This is a genomic window from Solicola agrisoli (genome assembly GCF_049059935.1).
In the GTDB taxonomy this organism is placed as follows: Bacteria; Actinomycetota; Actinomycetes; order Propionibacteriales; family Nocardioidaceae; genus JAURVT01.
This window is the reverse complement of sequence record NZ_JBMGQR010000087.1, coordinates 1-16,170: the sequence shown is the minus strand read 5'-3', so window position 1 is coordinate 16,170 and position 16,170 is coordinate 1. Positions and strand designations below refer to the sequence as shown.

Below are 16,170 nucleotides of genomic sequence, written 5' to 3'. Positions count from 1 at the left end.
TCGGTCGCTGCGTCGAGCGGCGATGCCGGCGAGCGCGAAGTCGAGGTAGCCGGTGTGGTTGCACGCGAGCACCGCACCGCCCCGCAGCGGCACGCGGTCGTCGCCCTCGACGGCGATGCGCAGCCCCAGCGCGGCGAACACCCGCCACAGCGTCCAGATCACGACGCGGTAGGTGAGGTCGCGCACGGGGCCAGGGTATCGACGTGGCCGATCCGTACGATGAGGGCTGTGTCGGGGACGTCGGAGTCGGGCAAGCGCACGTCGCGCAGCCGGATGACCGCGGCCGAGCGGCGCGAGCAGCTGGTGCGCATCGCCCGCTCGACGTTCGCCGAGCGGGGCGTCGACGGCACGTCGGTCGAGGAGATCGCGTCGCGCGCCCACGTCTCCAAGCCGGTGGTCTACGAGCACTTCGGCGGCAAGGAGGGCCTGTACGCGGTGGTGGTCGACCGCGAGGTCCAGCGGCTGCTGACGATGATGCGCTCGGCGCTGACGTCCGGCGAGCCGCGCGAGCTGCTGCAGCAGGCCGCGATCGCGCTGCTCGACTACATCGAGCAGTCGTCCGACGGCTTCCGCATCCTGGTGCGCGACGCCCCGATCGGCTCCCCCACCGGGTCGTTCGTCAGCATCATCGGCGACGTCGCGAGCCGGGTGGAGGACATCCTCGTCGGCGAGTTCAAGCGCCGCGGGTTCCAGGCCAAGTACGCGCCGATGTACGCCCAGATGCTCGTCGGCATGGTCGGCACCACCGGCCAGTGGTGGCTCGAGACGCGCAAGCCCGACAAGGACGTCGTGGCCGCGCACCTGGTGAACCTGGCCTGGAACGGGCTGTCGTCGCTGGAGTCCAAGCCCGAGCTGCTCAAGCGCGACCGCTGATCACACGAGCGGCAGCTTGAACCCGGTGTGCGAGGCGACGAAGCCGAGCCGCTCGTAGAACCGGCGGGCGTCGACGCGCTGGACGTTCGACGTCAGCTGCACCCGCGCGCACCCGTGGCGTCGCGCGACGGCGATCGCGTGCTCCACCAGCTCGCGACCGATGCCGCGGCCACGCAGGTCGGACGCCGTCCGCACCGACTCCAGCTGGCAGTACTGGCCGCCGTCGTAGGTGAGCACGCGCAGGAACGTCAGCTGGGCGGTCGCGACGAGCCGTCCGTCGCGCTCGTCCACCAGGATCGTCTGGTGCGGGTCGGCCGTGATCTCGTCCATCGCGGCGCGCTGGCCGGCGGTGATGGTCTCGGGCTCGGTGTAGTCGCGGATGACGTCCTCGGCGAGCAGGGCGAGGATGCCGGCCAGGTCGCCGCCCCGGGCGTCGCGGATCACGACGCGTCCCGGCGGGCGACGACGAACGCCCGGTCGAACGGCAGCACCGTGCCGTAGGGCCGCGCGGGGAACGCCTCGCGCAGCGCGGCGCGGTAGGTGCGCTCGAAGTCGTCGCGCAGGTCGCCGTCCAGCGCCTGCAGGTAGGGGCGCGCGCCGGTGCCCGACATCCACGACCAGACGGGGTCCTCGCCCTCGAGCAGGTGCAGGTAGGTGGTGGTCCAGGCGTCGACCGTCCAGCCCGGGCGGGCGAGCGCCTTGAGGTAGCCCTCGGCGTCGGCGTCGTGGATGGGGCGGACGTCCTGCAGGTGCCGCGCGAAGCGTGGTTCGGCCGCGATCTGGCGCAGCAGCGCGTGGTTGGGGCGGGTGCCGTTGGTGGGCACCTGGATCGCGAGGGTCCCGCCGGGCGCGACGTGGTCGGCGACCCGCGCGGCCACCTCGAGCTGGCGCGGCACCCACTGGAAGGCGGCGTTCGACACGACGAGGTCGACGGGGCTCGCGGGCGCGAACGAGGCGAGGTCGCCGAGCTCGTAGCGCGAGCGGGGGTCGGGGTCGGCGGCCTGCGCCCGCTCGACCATCGACGGCGACGAGTCGAGGCCGAGGACGTCCGCGTCGGGCCAGCGCTCGCGGAGCACCGCCGTGAGGTGGCCGGGGCCGCAGCCGAGGTCGACGATCGTGCGCGGCTCGCCGACGACGCGGGCGACGAGGTCGACGAACGGCCGGCTGCGGTGGTCGTCGAAGCGCAGGTAGGTGTCGGGGTCCCAGCGGGTGCGGGTGTCCATGCGGTGCCTCCAGGTGTCTTGACGTCAAGATACCTGGCGCCGGGGTGTCAGTCGAGGGGGACGGCGCCGTCGGCCTCGATGCTGCCGGCGACCGCCATCAGGCGGGCGTCGTCGCCCGGGGCCGCGACGAGCTGGACGGCGAGCGGCAGGCCGTCCGTCGTGCGCCCCCACGGCAGCGAGACCGCCGGCTGGCCCGTGTGGTTCCAGCCGGGCGTCCAGGCGTAGAAGCGGCCCATCGACAGCGTCGTGGACAGGCCACCGCGCCCCTCCCAGCGTCCGACCTCGGGCGCCGGGCCGCCCATCGTCGGGGTGAGGAGGACGTCGACGCCGAGGTCGTCGAGCAGGCGCTCGCCGAGGCGGCGTCCCTGCTCGCGGGCGCGCGCGACCGCAGCGGCCGTCACCGGAGCTCCCAGCGCCGCCACCTGACGGGTGCGTGGCTCGAGGCGGACGGGGTGCTCGACGCCGGCGGCGGACTCGTGGATGCCGCCGAGGTAGCGCACGGTGAAGGCCTGGGCCGCCAGGCCCCAGCGGACGCGGACGTCGCGCACGTCGTGGCCGAGGTCGGAGAGACGGTCGGCGGCGGCGCGCACGGCGTCGGCCACCGCCCGGTCGGCGGGTCGCGGGGCGGACGCGGGGAACGGCCGCAGGTCGACGCCGACCCGCAGCGGCCCGGTGCCGTCGCGGAGGGCGTCCGCGAGCGAGGTGTCGAAGTCGCCGACGGTGTCGAGGTAGGTGGCGGCGTCGGCGAGGTGCCGCGTGAGGCAGCCCTGCGTCGACAGGCCGTGCCAGACCGGCGGCGTCGGCACCCGTCCGGGCGTGGGCTTGAAGCCCGGCAGCCCGCAGCAGGCGGCCGGGATGCGGATCGAGCCGGCGCCGTCCGAGGCCGTGGCGAGCCCGACCAGACCGCCCGCGACGGCCGCCGCGGACCCGCCCGACGAGCCGCCGGACGTGTGGCCGCGGTGGTGCGGGTTGCGGGTGACGCCCGTGGCCTCGGACTCGGTGAAGCCGTAGACGGCGAGCTCGGGCAACGTCGTCTTGCCGACGACGACCGCACCGGCCCCGCGCAGCCGCCGCACCGTCTCGTCGTCGCGGGTGGGGACGCGCGTCGACGCACGGGTGCCGAGGCCGGTGCGCCACCCGGCCACGTCGGTGTCGTCCTTGACCGCGACGGGCACGCCGAGCAGCGGCCCGCGGGCACCGGCCGCGCGGCGCGTGTCGACGGCGTCGGCCGCGGCACGCGCGTCGGCGGGGTCGACGTCGACGAAGGCGTTCCACGACGGGTCGCGCTCGGCGATGCGGGCCAGGGTGGCGTCCACGAGCTCGCGCGCCGACACCTCCCCCGCGTCGAGCGCCGCCACCTGGCGGGCGGGTCCGGCTGCGACGAGGTCCGAGACGTCCATGGCCCGACCCTAGGCCGTCACAGTGTGTCTCGACGTCAAGAATCTCGACGCTAGACTGCGACCATGAGTGACGAGGTCGACCGGCTGATCGAGGCGTGGCAGCGCGAGCGCCCCGACCTCGACGTCGCGCCGATGGGCGTGCTGAGCCGCGTCTCCCGCCTGGCCCGCCACCTCGACCGCGCCCGCGCGCAGGCGTTCGCCGCGCACGACCTCGAGACGTGGGAGTTCGACGTCCTCTCGGCGCTGCGTCGGGCCGGTGACCCGTACCGCCTCTCCCCCGGCCGGCTGCTGCGCGAGACGCTCGTGACCAGCGGCACGATGACCAACCGCGTCGACCGCCTCGCCGACCGCGGCCTCGTCGAGCGCCTGCCCGACCCGCACGACCGTCGCGGCGTCCAGGTGCAGCTGACGACCGCCGGCCGCGCCTCCGTCGACGCCGCCCTCGAGGCCCTCCTCGCCAGCGAGCACACCCTCCTCGCCGAGCTCGGCCCCGACGACTCGCGTCGTCTGGCCGACCTGCTCCGCGTCCTCGTCACCCCGTTCGACACCTGAGGGGGCCGCGGGCCCGGTCGTTTACCAGGAGAGCCTGGTAAAGGTGTACGAACCACGGCGTATCTGCCACGGTTCGCGACCGTTCACCAGGTTCTCCTGGTAAACGTGGGACGGGTGGGACGCGCGCTACTCGGCGAGCTCGGCGGCGGAGAGCCACTCGAGCTCGAGGGACTCGCGCTCGTCGCGGGTGGTCTGCCAGTCCTGCTGGAGGGCGGTGAGGCGGGCGGGGTCGGCGGCGTCGGTGGCCATCTGCTCCTCGAGGTCGCGCTCGCGCATCGCGAGGCGCTCCATCTGGCGCTCGAGGCGGGCGACGTCCTTGCGGGCGCTGCGGCGGTCGGCGGCCGAGACGCCGGACGGCTCGGGCGTCGACCCGCCCGTCGGGCCGGGCACTGGGGCGCGACCGGACGAGCCGGGCGTCGACGGGTGGTAGCTCTCGACGCCGCCCACGAGCATCTTCAGCGACGCGTCGCCGGGCAGGGCCCAGACGGTGTCGGTGACGCGCTCGAGGAAGTAGCGGTCGTGCGAGACCACGACGAGCGTGCCGGGCCACCGGTCGAGGTGGTCCTCGAGCACCGTCAGGGTCTCGATGTCGAGGTCGTTGGTGGGCTCGTCGAGCAGCAGCACGTTGGGCTCGCTGAGCAGCATCCGCAGCACCTGCAGGCGACGTCGCTCGCCACCGGACAGCTCGCGGACGCGCGACGTCAGCAGGTCGCCGGTGAACCCGAAGCCCTCGAGCAGACCGGTGGCGGTGAGCTCGTCGGCGCGCACGGAGTCGATGACGCGGTCGTCGCCGTCCATGTCGTCCAGGGTCTGCGTGAGGTGCGCGAGGTCGACGGTCTTGCCGCGCTTGACGCGCCCCGCGTCGGGCTCGGACTCGCCGGCCAGCAGGCGCACCAGGCTCGACTTCCCGCTGCCGTTGGCACCGACCAGACCGACCCGGTCGCCCGGGCCGAGACGCCACGTGACGTCGTCGAGCAGCGTCTTGCCGCCGCGGACGAGCGTGACGTCCTCGACGTCGAGCACGTCCTTGCCCAGGCGCGCGGTGGCGAACTTCTCCAGCTCGAGACGGTCGCGCGGCGGCGGCTCGTCGGCGATCAGCGCCTGCGCGGCGTCGATGCGGAACTGCGGCTTGGACGTGCGCGCCGGCGGTCCGCGTCGCAGCCAGGCCAGCTCCTTGCGCGCCAGGTTGCGACGACGCGACTCGCGCGAGGCGGCCTGGCGGTCGCGCTCGGCCTTGGCCAGGACGTACGCCGCGTAGCCGCCCTCGAAGGCGTCGACGACGCCGTCGTGCACCTCCCAGGTGCGCGTGCAGACCGCGTCGAGGAACCAGCGGTCGTGCGTGACGACGAGCAGCGCGCCGGGCCGCTTGGCCAGGTGGTCGGCCAGCCAGGCGATGGCGTCGATATCGAGGTGGTTGGTGGGCTCGTCGAGGACGACGAGCGGCGCGTCGCTGAGCAGCAGGCGCGCCAGCGACACGCGGCGACGCTCGCCACCGGACAGCCCGGCGAGGTCGCGGTCGATCGGGACGCCCGCCAGCAGCACGCGGACGACGTCGCGGGTGCGCGGGTCGGCGGCCCAGGTGTGGTCGGCGGCGCCGTCGAGCACGGCGTCGCGGATCGTGCGCGCGTCACCGGTGTGGTCGGTCTGGGTCAGGAAGCCGACCTCGAGCCCGCGGCTGTGCGTGACGCGTCCGGAGTCGGGCTCCTCGACGCGCGACAGCACCCGCAGCAGCGTGCTCTTGCCGCCGCCGTTGCGTCCCACCACGCCGATGCGGTCGCCGGACGCGACGCCGAGGCTGACGCCGTCGAGCAGCGGCCGGATGCCGTACGACTTGTGCACCGACTCCAGGTTGACGAGATTGACCGGGGCCGCCATCAGCCGACGACCCGCGCGCCGCTGACGGGACCGGCGGCCTGGACGACGTCGACGCACACCCGCGCCGCGGCCAGCGCCACGGCGATGTCCATCGCGTGCTGGTCGTCGCCGGCGAGGAACATCGCGGTGGGGCCCGACCCGGAGAGCAGGGCGCCGAGCGCGCCGCACTGGCGGCCGACGGCGAGCGTCTCCTCCAGCTCGGGGCGCAGCCGCAGCGCGGCGGGCTGCAGGTCGTTGGACAGCGCCTGGCCGAGCGCCTCGGCGTCGCCGGCGCGCAGCGCGCTCATCAGCTGGTCGGGCACGACGGGCTCGGTGACCACGCCGTCGGTGATCGCGTCGAACTCGCCGTACACGGCGGCGGTCGAGAGCCCGCGCTCGGCGATCGCGAACACCCACTGGTAGCTGCCGCGCGCGAGCACCGGGCTGATCTGCTCGCCGTGGCCGCCGCCGACGGCGGTGCCGCCGTGCAGGCAGAACGGGACGTCGCTGCCGAGCGTCGCGGCGATGGGCTCCAGGCCCGCGCGGCCGAGCCCGGTGCCCCACAGCTCGTCGCACGCCACGAGGGTGGCGGCGGCGTCGGCGGACCCCCCGGCCATGCCGCCGGCGACGGGGATCACCTTGCGGATCGCGAGCGAGACGCCGTCGGTGACCCCGGTCGCCTCGCGCAGCGCGAGGGCCGCGCGGACCGCGAGGTTCGTGCCGTCGAGGGGGACGTCGTCCCTCTCGCCGTCGCCGTCCCGGTGCACGGTGACGGTGACCTCGGCGTCGTCGCGGACCGAGGCCCTCACCTCGTCGCACAGGTCGACCGCCTGGTAGACGGTGGCGAGCGCGTGGAGGCCGTCGGACCCCACGGCCCCGACCCCGAGCGCCAGGTTGATCTTGGCCGGGACGCGGACCGTCGTGCTGCTCACCGGTCCAACCTAGGGGATGCCTGGGCGAGGGCCGACGCGATGGCCACGTAGGCGTCGAGACCGAGAGCCTCGCCACGTTCCTGCGGCGAGACCCCCGCCGCCACCAGGGCGTCCTCGGCCGCGGCGGCCGAGCCGGCGAGGCCCGACAGCGCCGAGCGCAGGGTCTTGCGACGCTGGGCGAACGCGGCGTCGACGACGGCGAAGACCTGGCGTCGGTCGGCGCCGACGGGCGGGTCGCGACGCGTCCAGGCGACCAGGCCTGAGTCGACGTTGGGCGCCGGCCAGAACACGTTGCGCCCGACGCTTCCCGCGGCGCGGACCTCGCCGTACCAGGCCGCCTTCACCGACGGGACGCCGTAGGTGCGCGACCCCGGGCCGGCGGCCAGGCGTGCGGCCACCTCGGCCTGCACCATCACCAGCCCGGTGCGGACGGTCGGCAGCAGCTCGAGCAGGTGCAGCAGCACCGGTACCGAGATGTTGTACGGCAGGTTCGCGACCAGGGCGGTGGGCGGCTCCCCCGGCAGCTCGGCGACCTTGAGCGCGTCGGCATGCACGACGTCGACGCGGTCGGCGTCGTCGGGCGCGTGCTCGGTGATCGTGCCCGGCAGCGCCTCGGCGAGGCTGGCGTCGACCTCGACGGCCACGACGCGACGCGCCTGCTGCAGCAGGGCGAGCGTCAGCGACCCCAGGCCCGGGCCCACCTCGAGCACGACGTCGTCGGCGCCGACGCCGGACGTGCGCACGATGCGACGCACCGTGTTGGGGTCGATGACGAAGTTCTGGCCGCGCTTCTTGGTCGGGACCAGGTCGAGCCGCGCGGCGAGCGCGCGGATCTCGACGGGTCCGAGCAGCTGGATCGTCAGCGCAGGCCCAGCTTGCGGGAGCAGGCGGGCCACTGGCCCCAGCCCGACTGGGCCTGGAGCTTCTTGGCGATGCGGATCTGCTCGGCCTTGCTGTTCTGGTGCGGCAGGCCCGAGCCGCCCATGGCGCGCCAGGTCTGCGCGGAGAACTGCACGCCGCCGTAGTAGCCGTTGCCGGTGTTGGCCTTCCAGTTGCCGCCGGACTCGCACTGGGCGAGACGGATGAAGTCCGCGTCGCTGCCGGGGCCGCTGTCGGAGGAGTTGCTGCTGCCGCCGGAGCCGCTGTCGTCGGACTTGGTGCCCCGGCGCTCGACCTGGTCGACGGGCTCGCGGACGGTGCTGCGCGAGATCGTGGTGCGCTTGCGGACCTTGCCGTCGGCGAGCACCACGCGGTACGTCACCTTCTCCTGACCGTCCACGCCCTTGCGCACGACCTTCGTGTCGCCCTCGTCCATCGCGTCGTCCTCGCGGACGGTGGTGTCGTGCTCGACGGTGTCGGTGCGGGTCTTGGTCTGCGTCTCGATGCGCGTGACGGTGACCTTGGCGCCGTTGGCGACGGGCGTGGACGCCGCGGGCTCGACCTCGTCGTCGGCGTCGACGGTGATGCCGGCCTCGCGCAGGGCGTCGCCGACGGTGGGGCCGGTGGACGACAGCGTGCGGGTGGCGCCGTCGACCTGGACGCTCATCGCGCGCGGCAGGGTGACTTGGACGTCGAGCCCCTCGCGCGGCAGGCTCGCGCTGCGGCTGGTGGACAGGTCGGCGCCCGCCAGCCGCAGGTCGAGCTGCGAGAGCGCGTCGTCGACGTTGTCGGCGGTGGTCCAGTAGGTCTGCTCGGTGCCGTCGTCCATCCTGAGCGTGAGGGGGCGGCCGTAGCGCACCGAGACGCGGGTGCCGTCGCTGATCGCGGAGTCGGCCGAGGGGGCGACGACGTCGTGCTCGCCGATCGAGATGTCCTTCTTCTCCAGGACGTCGGCGACGCTGCCGCCGAAGGTGCGGACCTGCTGCTCCTGGCCGTCCACCGCGAGGGTGACCGTCTTGTTGGCGGCGGTGAAGCCGAGCGTCCCTCCGACGAGGACGAGGACGAGACCGACGTTCAGGGCGAGGACGAGCACACGGCGTTGACGCACGAAGACAGATCCGCTTCTTTCTCGAGGGCGCCGCCGGAGGGGGAAGTCGCGGCGCAGGGACCCGATGACGATAACGAACCGATCACGGGCTTCCAAACCCGGGTGACCGGGCTCACCCGCCGGTCGGCGTCACCAGGCGCCGTAGACCGCCGTCGTGTTGGCGTCGATCGCGCGGCACAGCTCGTCGTCGTCGCGGCCCGTCACCTGGGCCATCGCGCGCACCGTGAGCGGCACCAGGTAGGACGCGTTGGGGCGCCCCCGGTAGGGCGTCGGGGTGAGGAACGGCGCGTCGGTCTCCACCAGCATCCGGTCGAGCGGGGTGATCTTGAGCGCCTCGCGGATGGGCTCGGCGTTCTTGAACGTCACCACGCCGGAGAACGACAGCCAGAACCCGCGGTCGAGGCACTCCTGCGCGAACGCGGCGTCGCCGGAGAAGCAGTGCATGACGGTGCGCTCGGGCGCACCGGCGTCGTCCAGCACCGACAGGACGTCGGCGTGGGAGTCGCGGTCGTGGATGACCAGCACCTTGTCGTGCCGCTTGGCCATCTCGATGTGCGCGCGGAACGACTCGTGCTGCGCGGCGCGCCCCGGCTCGGCGGTGCGGAAGTAGTCCAGGCCCGTCTCCCCCACCGCGCGCACGCGCTCGGTGGACGTCACCAGCTTCTCGATCTCGTCGAGCGCGGAGTCCAGCTCGCCCCGCTCGTGCAGGCCGGGCGCCTCGTTGGGGTGCAGGGCGACGCCCGCGACGATCTCGTCGTGGTCGAGCGCGGCCTGGGCGGCCCACCGCGCCCCGGGCAGGTCGCACCCGATCTGGACGATCCGCGGGACGCCGACGGCGCGCGCCGCCTCGATCGCGTCGCGCGTCGCCCACTGGTCGGGCGAGTCGTCGAGGTCGAGGTGGCAGTGGTTGTCGACCACCGGGTGGGGCAGCGGCTCGGGCGCCTCGGGACGCTCCTGGTTGCGGCTCACGCCTGCACCGCCGGGTCCTCCTCGACGATGCGCGGGAACAGCGAGGCGCCCTTGACCAGGACGGCGCCCGCCGGCAGCTGGCCCCAGCGTCCGGCGTCGCCGATGCGCTGGTCGGCCAGCGGGCCGATCGCGTCCTCGGCACCGAGCAGCGTCCACAGGCCCGCGGCGGTCTTGGGCATCGTCGGCGCGTGCAGCACCGCGACGGCCCGCAGCGACTCCGCCGCGGTGTACAGGACGGTGGCCAGACGGGCGCGCGACGCGTCGTCGTCGGCCTTGGCCACCTTCCAGGGCTCCTGCTCGGTGAGGTAGCCGTTGACGGCGCCGACGAACGACTCGACCTCCGCCAGCGCCTCGTGGATCGCGATCCGGTCGATGGCCTCGTCGGCGGCGGTGGCCGCGGACGCGAGCCGGGCCGCCAGTGCCTCCTCGGCCGGTCCGGCGTCGGTGGGCTCGGGCAGCACGCCGTCGTGGTACTTGCCGACCATGGCGGCGACGCGCGAGGCGAGGTTGCCCAGGCCGTTGGCGAGCTCGGAGCCGTAGACGGCGCTGAGGTGCTCCCACGAGAACGATCCGTCGGAGCCGAAGTTGATGGCGCGCATGAAGTAGTAGCGGTAGGCGTCCGAGCCGAACGTGTCGACCACCTGGCTCGGGTGGATCGCCGTCGCCTTGGACTTGCTCATCTTCTGCCCGCCGACCAGCAGCCAGCCGTGCGCGAAGACGCGGTGCGGCGGCTCGAGACCGGCGGCCATCAGCATGGCCGGCCAGATGACGGCGTGGAAGCGCAGGATGTCGCGGCCGACGAGCTGCACGCTGGCGGGCCAGCGGCGCGCGAACTCCTCGGCGTCGGGGCCGTCCTCGGCGCCGTAGCCGATCGCGGTGATGTAGTTCAGGAGGGCGTCGATCCAGACGTAGAGCACCTGCTTGTCGTCCCAGGGCACCTCGATGCCCCAGTCGAAGGTGGAGCGCGAGATCGACAGGTCGGTCAGGCTCTGCTGGACGAACGAGACGACCTCGTTGCGCGCGCTCTCGGGCTGCACGAACGTCGGGTTGGCCTCGTAGAACGCGAGCAGCCGGTCGCGGTACCGGCTGAGCGGGAAGAAGTAGTTCGTCTCGGCCACGATCTCGACGGGGCGCTCGTGGATCGGGCAGAGCTTGGCGCCGTCGGGCCCGTCGAGCAGCTCGGAGTCGAGCTTGAACTCCTCGCAGGCCACGCAGTACGGGCCCTCGTAGTCGCCCTCGTAGACGTCGCCCGAGGCGTGCAGGCGGCGCCAGAACTCCTGGACCCGCTCGACGTGGCGGGCGTCGGTGGTGCGGATGAAGTCGTCGTTGCTGGCGTCGATGACGTCGAGCACCGGGCGCCACTCGTCTGCGACGAGGCGGTCGGTGAAGTCCTGCGGCGAGGCGCCGGCGGCCTCGGCGGCCTGGAGCACCTTCTGGCCGTGCTCGTCGGTGCCGGTCAGGAACCAGGTGTCGTCGCCGCGCTGACGGTGCCAGCGGGCGAGGACGTCGGCGGCGACCGTCGTGTACGCGCTGCCGATCGACGGCGCCGCGGTGACGTAGTAGATCGGCGTCGTGACGTAGAAGGCAGACGTTCCGGGCTCGGGCATGCCCTCCATCCTACGGAGGGCCGCACCCGCTTTCCTCCTACGGGCGGCGCACGAGACGACGGCGCAGCTCGCCGAGGATCTGGCGCACGGTCGCGTCCCGCAGGCCCAGGGGTGGCCGTGCCCGCGCGGCCTCGCGCGCGGAGCGACGGGCCGCGGCCCGCTCCTCGCGCTCGGCGTCCTTCACCGCTCCGAGCGCGACGCCGACCGCGGCCCTCGCCGCCACCTCCACCGGCACCGTCGCGGGCTCGTCCACCGCGCCGACGGCCTCGGCGCCCTGACGCAGCACGTCGAGGTCGCCCACGACGCGCACGCCGGTCGTCGCGAGGGCGTCGGCAGCCGCGCCGCCGATCTCCTGCGCGCGGGCGACGGCCCAGGCGGGCGTGGCCACCTTCTGCTCGTCGGTCGCGGGTCGGCGGCCCTTGGCGTGGCGCGACATGCCGAAGCGGAACAGGCGGTTGTAGACGGCGCGGTCGACCTCGTCGAGCTCGGCCACCTCGACGTTGACCGCTCGCGCCAGCGCCGTCTCGCCGAGCGTCAACGAGCGGTTCGACTCGTCGGGCGACGGCCTCAGGGTGCCCCGGGTCAGCCCGACGAGGTCCTCGAAGACGTGGAGGGGCCGGTCGCGGTCACCGTCGTCGGCCACCACGACGGTGACGTTGCGCTCCCCGACGACGTGGGCCCAGCGTCGGACGAGCAGGTCGTGGCGGTGCCGCCGCCAGAACCCGTGGGGCGGGTCGTCGGGCGGCGGGTCGTCGAGCAGCTGGTGGAGCCACTCGTCGTAGGACGTGCGCAGGCGGTCCTGGACGAGCTGCTGCCACTGCGAGGGCAGGATCCGCGCGAGTGGCCGCAGCGTCACGACGACGTGGGTGCGGTCGGGGCCCAGGTCGTCGACGATGCGGGCGACGGCGGCGTCGTCGGCGTCGGCGAAGAACTCGCTCGAGACGACGACGCGGTCGGCGCCGCTCTCCTCGATCTCCGTCAGCAGCCGCGGCCAGCGTTGGTGCTGACGGTGGTCGCCGAAGCCCGCGACGCTGCGTCCGCTGGCCACGGCCATCGCCGCCGACATCGGCTGACGCCCCGACCCGGCGTAGTGCACGCCCTGCGCCGACACCGCGTCGCGGTTGTGGTGGAACCCGCTCTGGACGGCGGTCGTCGCCGTCTTGGGCGGCCCGATGTGCAGCAGCCTGTGGCCGGCCGGCAGCAGCAGGTCGTCAGGCATGCGGCCCAGTATGGCCAGCGGCCGGAGGGGACGTCACTTCCTGTGCACGGCGTTGTAGACGGCGCGCCGACGGGCGCCGGTGGCGGAGGCGACGGCGGCGACGGCGTCGCGGGTGGACAGGCCCTCGGCCTCCTGCTCGGTGACGAGCGCGGCCAGCCGGGCCGGGTCGAGGTCGACGTCGGCCGGTGCGGCCCCCTGGACGACGAGCGTCACCTCGCCGCGCACGCCCTGCTCGAGGGTGTCGGCCCAGTCGCGCAGCTCGGCGAGCGGACCGCGGCGGACCTCCTCGTAGGTCTTGGTCAGCTCGCGGCAGACCGCGGCGGGACGGTCGTCGCCGAGGGCCTCGGCGAGCGTGGCCAGCGTGGCGACGGTGCGGTGCGGCGACTCGAAGAAGACCATCGTCCGGGGCTCGTGGGCGAGCGCCTCGAAGGCCCGGCGCCGCTCGCCGGGCTTGCGAGGGGCGAACCCCTCGAAGCAGAAGCGGTCGACGGGCAGCCCCGACACCGCCAGCGCCGCGAGCACCGCCGACGGCCCCGGCACCGTGGTCACGAGCACGCCGGCCTCGACGGCGGCGGCCACGAGGCGGTAGCCGGGGTCGGACACACTGGGCATGCCGGCGTCGGTGGCGACCACGACCGTGCCGCCGCCGAGCAGCACCTCGACCAGCTCGGGCGTGCGGCGCTCCTCGTTGCCCTCGAAGAACGAGACCACCCGGCCCGACACCTCGATGCCGAGCTCGGACGTGAGCCGCTTGAGCCGGCGGGTGTCCTCGGCCGCGACGACGTCGGCCGTCGCGAGCGCGACCGCGAGCCGCGGCGACGCGTCGTCGACGCGGCCGATGGGTGTCGCGGCCAGGACCAGCCTGCCGGGGGCGGCGGTCACCATCGGCCGTGCACGGCCTCGCGGAAGTAGCGGTCGTACAGCTCGTGGACGCCGTCGTCGAGGCCCTGGTCGAGGACGACCTGCATGGCGGCCGCGTTGGCCCGCGCCTGCTCGGTGTTGCGGGCACCAGGGATGACGGTGGTGACGCCGTCCTGCGCGGCGACCCACGCGATCGCCGCCGCGGACGGCGGGGTGTCGCCGGCGAGCCTCGCGAACTCCTGCGCGGCCTTGACGCCGTCCTCGAAGTCGACGCCGGAGAACGTCTCGCCGACGTCGAACGCCTCACCCTTGCGGTTGAAGGTGCGGTGGTCGTTCTCGGCGAACGTGGTGTCGCTGGTGTAGCGGCCGCTGAGCAGGCCCGAGGCGAGCGGGACGCGGGCGATGATGCCGACGCCGGCCTCGCGCGCGGCGGGCAGCACCTCGTCCAGCGGCTTGAGCCGGAAGGCGTTGAGGATGATCTGCACCGACGCGGTGTGCGGGCGGCGGATCGCGTCGAGGGCCTCGGCGCACGTCTCGACGCTCACGCCGTACGCGGCGATCGCGCCGTCGTCCACGAGGGTGTCGAGCGCGTCGTAGACCTCGTCGTCGTCCATCACCGAGCTGGGCGGGCAGTGCAGCTGCACCAGGTCGAGGCGGTCGACGCCGAGGTTGGCGCGCGAGCGGTCGGTCCAGGCGCGAAAGTTCTCCAGCGTGAACTCGCCGGCCTCCTGCGGGCCGCGGCGACCCATCTTGGTGGCGACGGTGACGTCCAGACCGGGGTGCTGGGCGAGGAACGTCCCGATGACGGTCTCGCTGCGACCGTCGCCGTAAACGTCGGCGGTGTCGAGGAACGTGGTGCCCGCCTCGACGGCGGCCTCGAGCACCGCGAGGGCCTCGGACTCCTCGACGTCCCCCCAGTCGGCGCCCAGCTGCCAGGTGCCCAGGCCGACGGGCGAGACGGACCGGCCGGTGCGGCCGAGGGTGCGAGGCGTGCTCGAGGGGGTCTGCATGCAGCGAGCCTAGGGCGAGGTCTCTACGCTTGCCGCCGTGACCCTGCCGGCCGTGAGCGAGCGCGTCCGCGTGCTCGGCACCCGGCACGCACGGTTGGTCGGGTGGCTCGCGCCGCTCGGCGTCGCCCTCGTCGCCCTCGCGCTGCGGCTCTACCGGCTCGGGTACCCGAACCGGCTGATGTTCGACGAGACCTACTACCCCAAGGACGCCTACTCGCTGCGGCGGTTCGGCTACGTCCAGGACTTCGTCGAGGACGCCAACGCCAAGATCGTGGCCGGGGACTTCACCGGCCTGTTCACCGGGGAGCCCACGCAGATCGTCCACCCCGACGGCGGCAAGTGGGTGCTCGCGCTCGGGCAGTACCTGTTCGGGATGAACTCCTTTGGCTGGCGGTTCTCCGCGGCGGTCGTCGGCGCGCTGACGGTGCTCGTGCTCGCCCGGATGATCCGACGCCTCACCGGCTCGACGCTGCTCGGCTGCGTGGGCGGCCTGCTGCTCACCTTCGACGGCACCCACTTCGTCATGTCGCGCATCGGCCTGCTGGACGTGTTCCTCGCGTTCTGGCTGGTCTGCGCCGTGGCGTGCCTGGTGGCCGACCGCGACTGGGGACGCCAGCGCCTGGTCGCGCGGGTCGAGGCCGCCGGCGGCGTCGTCACGGGGTTCGGCCCGCGTCTGCTGTGGCGGCCGTGGCGCGTGGGCGCCGGCCTGTGCTTCGGCATGGCGCTCGGCACCAAGTGGAGCGCGCTGTACGTCCTCGCGGTGTTCGGGCTGCTCGTCTGGGCCTGGGACGCGGCCGCCCGCCGCTCGATCGGCGTCCGCGCCGCGTGGGTGCGCTCGGCGCTGGTCGACGCCGCGCCCGCGCTCGTGTCGATCGTGCTGGTCGCGGCCGTGGTGTACCTCGCCACCTGGACCGGCTGGCTGCTCCACCACGAGGTGTTCGAGGCCCGGTTCGGCCACGGCTACGGCGACAACCCGGCCTGGGGCGCGTACGTCGACCGTCCTGCGAGCGGCTGGTTCCAGCAGACCACCGACGCGTTCCGGTCGCTGTGGCACTTCCACGTGATGGTCTACGACTTCCACACCGGCGACTACCTCGCCGGCAAGACGCACCCGTACCAGTCGTCCCCGCGCGGCTGGCTGCTGCTCAGCCGCCCGGTCGGCGTCGACGTCGTCAACGACATCCAGCCCGGCCAGCAGGGCTGCACCGCCGCCGCCGGCGACACCTGCCTGCGCCAGGTGACGATCCTCGGCAACCCCGCCGTCTGGTGGCCCGGTGCCGCCGCCCTCGTCGCGAGCGTGTGGCTCTGGATCCGCCGCGGCGACTGGCGCTTCGCCGTCCCGCTGCTCGCGGTGGCCGCCACGGTCCTGCCATGGTTCCAGTACGACGACCGCCCGATCTTCTCCTTCTACGCCGTCGCCACCGTGCCGTTCACCATCGTCGCGACGTGCCTGGTGATCGGCGCGATCCGCGGCACCGGCCCCGCGTCCGCGCTGCGCAGCCGACTGACCGTCGTCGGCGTCGGCCTCTACCTGGCCGTCGTGATCTGCCTGTTCGCGTACTTCTACCCGATCCTCACCGACCAGCTGTTGACGCGGGCCGACTGGGCGGACCGGATGTGGTTCCGCCGCTGGATCTGAGCGCCCCCCGAGTTGTCGGTGCGTGGTGATGCCGGGGCATCACC

The 16,170-nt window shown here is 73.9% G+C and carries 16 protein-coding genes; 3 read left to right on the top strand and 13 right to left on the bottom strand.

From position 1 onward, the window contains the following. On the bottom strand, positions 1 to 186 hold a 186-nt coding region (locus ACI6PP_RS20415), incomplete at its 3' end, for a 1-acyl-sn-glycerol-3-phosphate acyltransferase (RefSeq protein WP_421113525.1). A gap of 87 nt (positions 187 to 273) precedes the next feature. Between ACI6PP_RS20415 and ACI6PP_RS20410 the strand changes: the two genes are divergently transcribed. Next, positions 274 to 873: a TetR family transcriptional regulator gene (locus ACI6PP_RS20410; RefSeq protein WP_421113526.1), complete on the top strand. Its 600-nt coding sequence runs from the start codon at positions 274 to 276 to the stop codon at positions 871 to 873. Here ACI6PP_RS20410 and ACI6PP_RS20405 read toward each other — a convergent pair whose 3' ends face one another. From ACI6PP_RS20405 to ACI6PP_RS20395, 3 genes are read right to left on the bottom strand one after another with little or no spacing between them, the layout of a single operon-like run. Further along, entirely contained in the window at positions 874 to 1,317 is a 444-nt protein-coding gene (locus ACI6PP_RS20405; RefSeq protein WP_421113524.1) for a GNAT family N-acetyltransferase, read from the bottom strand. Continuing rightward, entirely contained in the window at positions 1,314 to 2,096 is a 783-nt protein-coding gene (locus ACI6PP_RS20400) for a methyltransferase domain-containing protein (protein WP_421113523.1), read from the bottom strand. The genes ACI6PP_RS20405 and ACI6PP_RS20400 overlap by 4 nt, the downstream gene beginning before the upstream one ends. 47 nt (positions 2,097 to 2,143) lie before the next feature. Then, entirely contained in the window at positions 2,144 to 3,496 is a 1,353-nt protein-coding gene (locus ACI6PP_RS20395; RefSeq protein WP_421113522.1) for an amidase family protein, read from the bottom strand. Between the two features lie 63 nt (positions 3,497 to 3,559). Here ACI6PP_RS20395 and ACI6PP_RS20390 point away from each other — a divergent pair, with 63 nt between their 5' ends. Continuing rightward, positions 3,560 to 4,048 carry a MarR family winged helix-turn-helix transcriptional regulator gene (locus ACI6PP_RS20390; protein ID WP_421113521.1) on the top strand — a complete coding sequence of 163 codons (489 nt, stop codon included), beginning with the start codon at positions 3,560 to 3,562 and terminating at the stop codon, positions 4,046 to 4,048. A 126-nt stretch (positions 4,049 to 4,174) separates the two neighbouring features. Here the strand turns inward: ACI6PP_RS20390 and ACI6PP_RS20385 are convergent, their stop codons facing one another. The 9 genes from ACI6PP_RS20385 to ACI6PP_RS20345 all read right to left on the bottom strand — a co-directional run bounded on the left by ACI6PP_RS20385 (position 4,175) and on the right by ACI6PP_RS20345 (position 14,487). After that, positions 4,175 to 5,923, bottom strand: a complete 1,749-nt coding sequence (locus ACI6PP_RS20385) for an ABC-F family ATP-binding cassette domain-containing protein (protein WP_421113520.1) — start codon at positions 5,921 to 5,923, stop codon at positions 4,175 to 4,177. Further along, a complete protein-coding gene (locus ACI6PP_RS20380) occupies positions 5,923 to 6,834 on the bottom strand; it encodes a 4-(cytidine 5'-diphospho)-2-C-methyl-D-erythritol kinase (protein ID WP_421113519.1) in 912 nt (303 codons plus the stop codon). The genes ACI6PP_RS20385 and ACI6PP_RS20380 overlap by 1 nt, the downstream gene beginning before the upstream one ends. Next, positions 6,831 to 7,730, bottom strand: coding sequence for a 16S rRNA (adenine(1518)-N(6)/adenine(1519)-N(6))-dimethyltransferase RsmA (gene rsmA, locus ACI6PP_RS20375; protein WP_421113517.1), 900 nt, complete (start codon positions 7,728 to 7,730; stop codon positions 6,831 to 6,833). Before rsmA ends, ACI6PP_RS20380 begins: the two co-directional genes overlap by 4 nt. Next, entirely contained in the window at positions 7,694 to 8,821 is a 1,128-nt protein-coding gene (locus tag ACI6PP_RS20370; RefSeq protein WP_421113516.1) for a ubiquitin-like domain-containing protein, read from the bottom strand. The genes rsmA and ACI6PP_RS20370 overlap by 37 nt, the downstream gene beginning before the upstream one ends. 129 nt (positions 8,822 to 8,950) lie before the next feature. Beyond that, entirely contained in the window at positions 8,951 to 9,790 is an 840-nt protein-coding gene (locus ACI6PP_RS20365) for a TatD family hydrolase (protein ID WP_421113515.1), read from the bottom strand. Then, the gene (metG, locus tag ACI6PP_RS20360) at positions 9,787 to 11,397 is read right to left on the bottom strand and encodes a methionine--tRNA ligase (RefSeq protein ID WP_421113514.1); all 1,611 of its coding nucleotides are present in this window, start codon (positions 11,395 to 11,397) and stop codon (positions 9,787 to 9,789) included. Before metG ends, ACI6PP_RS20365 begins: the two co-directional genes overlap by 4 nt. Positions 11,398 to 11,434: 37 nt before the next feature. Next, positions 11,435 to 12,616, bottom strand: a complete 1,182-nt coding sequence (locus tag ACI6PP_RS20355) for a hypothetical protein (RefSeq protein ID WP_421113513.1) — start codon at positions 12,614 to 12,616, stop codon at positions 11,435 to 11,437. Positions 12,617 to 12,649: 33 nt separating this feature from the next. Continuing rightward, a complete protein-coding gene (gene rsmI, locus ACI6PP_RS20350) occupies positions 12,650 to 13,501 on the bottom strand; it encodes a 16S rRNA (cytidine(1402)-2'-O)-methyltransferase (protein ID WP_421113512.1) in 852 nt (283 codons plus the stop codon). Continuing rightward, positions 13,495 to 14,487, bottom strand: a complete 993-nt coding sequence (locus ACI6PP_RS20345) for an aldo/keto reductase (protein WP_421113511.1) — start codon at positions 14,485 to 14,487, stop codon at positions 13,495 to 13,497. Before ACI6PP_RS20345 ends, rsmI begins: the two co-directional genes overlap by 7 nt. Before the next feature lie 37 nt (positions 14,488 to 14,524). Between ACI6PP_RS20345 and ACI6PP_RS20340 the strand changes: the two genes are divergently transcribed. Further along, complete coding sequence (locus tag ACI6PP_RS20340; RefSeq protein ID WP_421113509.1) at positions 14,525 to 16,126, top strand: dolichyl-phosphate-mannose--protein mannosyltransferase; 1,602 nt, start codon at positions 14,525 to 14,527, stop codon at positions 16,124 to 16,126. Positions 16,127 to 16,170 lie beyond the last annotated feature (44 nt).

Excerpts from the sequence above, each read along its gene's own strand:
- ACI6PP_RS20410 (WP_421113526.1), top strand. The coding sequence starts at position 274 with ATGACCGCGGCCGAGCGGCGCGAGCAGCTGGTGCGCATCGCCCGCTCG.
- ACI6PP_RS20400 (WP_421113523.1), bottom strand. The coding sequence starts at position 2,096 with ATGGACACCCGCACCCGCTGGGACCCCGACACCTACCTGCGCTTCGAC.
- ACI6PP_RS20395 (WP_421113522.1), bottom strand. The coding sequence starts at position 3,496 with ATGGACGTCTCGGACCTCGTCGCAGCCGGACCCGCCCGCCAGGTGGCG.
- ACI6PP_RS20390 (WP_421113521.1), top strand. The coding sequence starts at position 3,560 with ATGAGTGACGAGGTCGACCGGCTGATCGAGGCGTGGCAGCGCGAGCGC.
- ACI6PP_RS20385 (WP_421113520.1), bottom strand. The coding sequence starts at position 5,923 with ATGGCGGCCCCGGTCAATCTCGTCAACCTGGAGTCGGTGCACAAGTCG.
- metG (WP_421113514.1), bottom strand. The coding sequence starts at position 11,397 with ATGCCCGAGCCCGGAACGTCTGCCTTCTACGTCACGACGCCGATCTAC.
- ACI6PP_RS20355 (WP_421113513.1), bottom strand. The coding sequence starts at position 12,616 with ATGCCTGACGACCTGCTGCTGCCGGCCGGCCACAGGCTGCTGCACATC.
- rsmI (WP_421113512.1), bottom strand. The coding sequence starts at position 13,501 with ATGGTGACCGCCGCCCCCGGCAGGCTGGTCCTGGCCGCGACACCCATC.
- ACI6PP_RS20345 (WP_421113511.1), bottom strand. The coding sequence starts at position 14,487 with ATGCAGACCCCCTCGAGCACGCCTCGCACCCTCGGCCGCACCGGCCGG.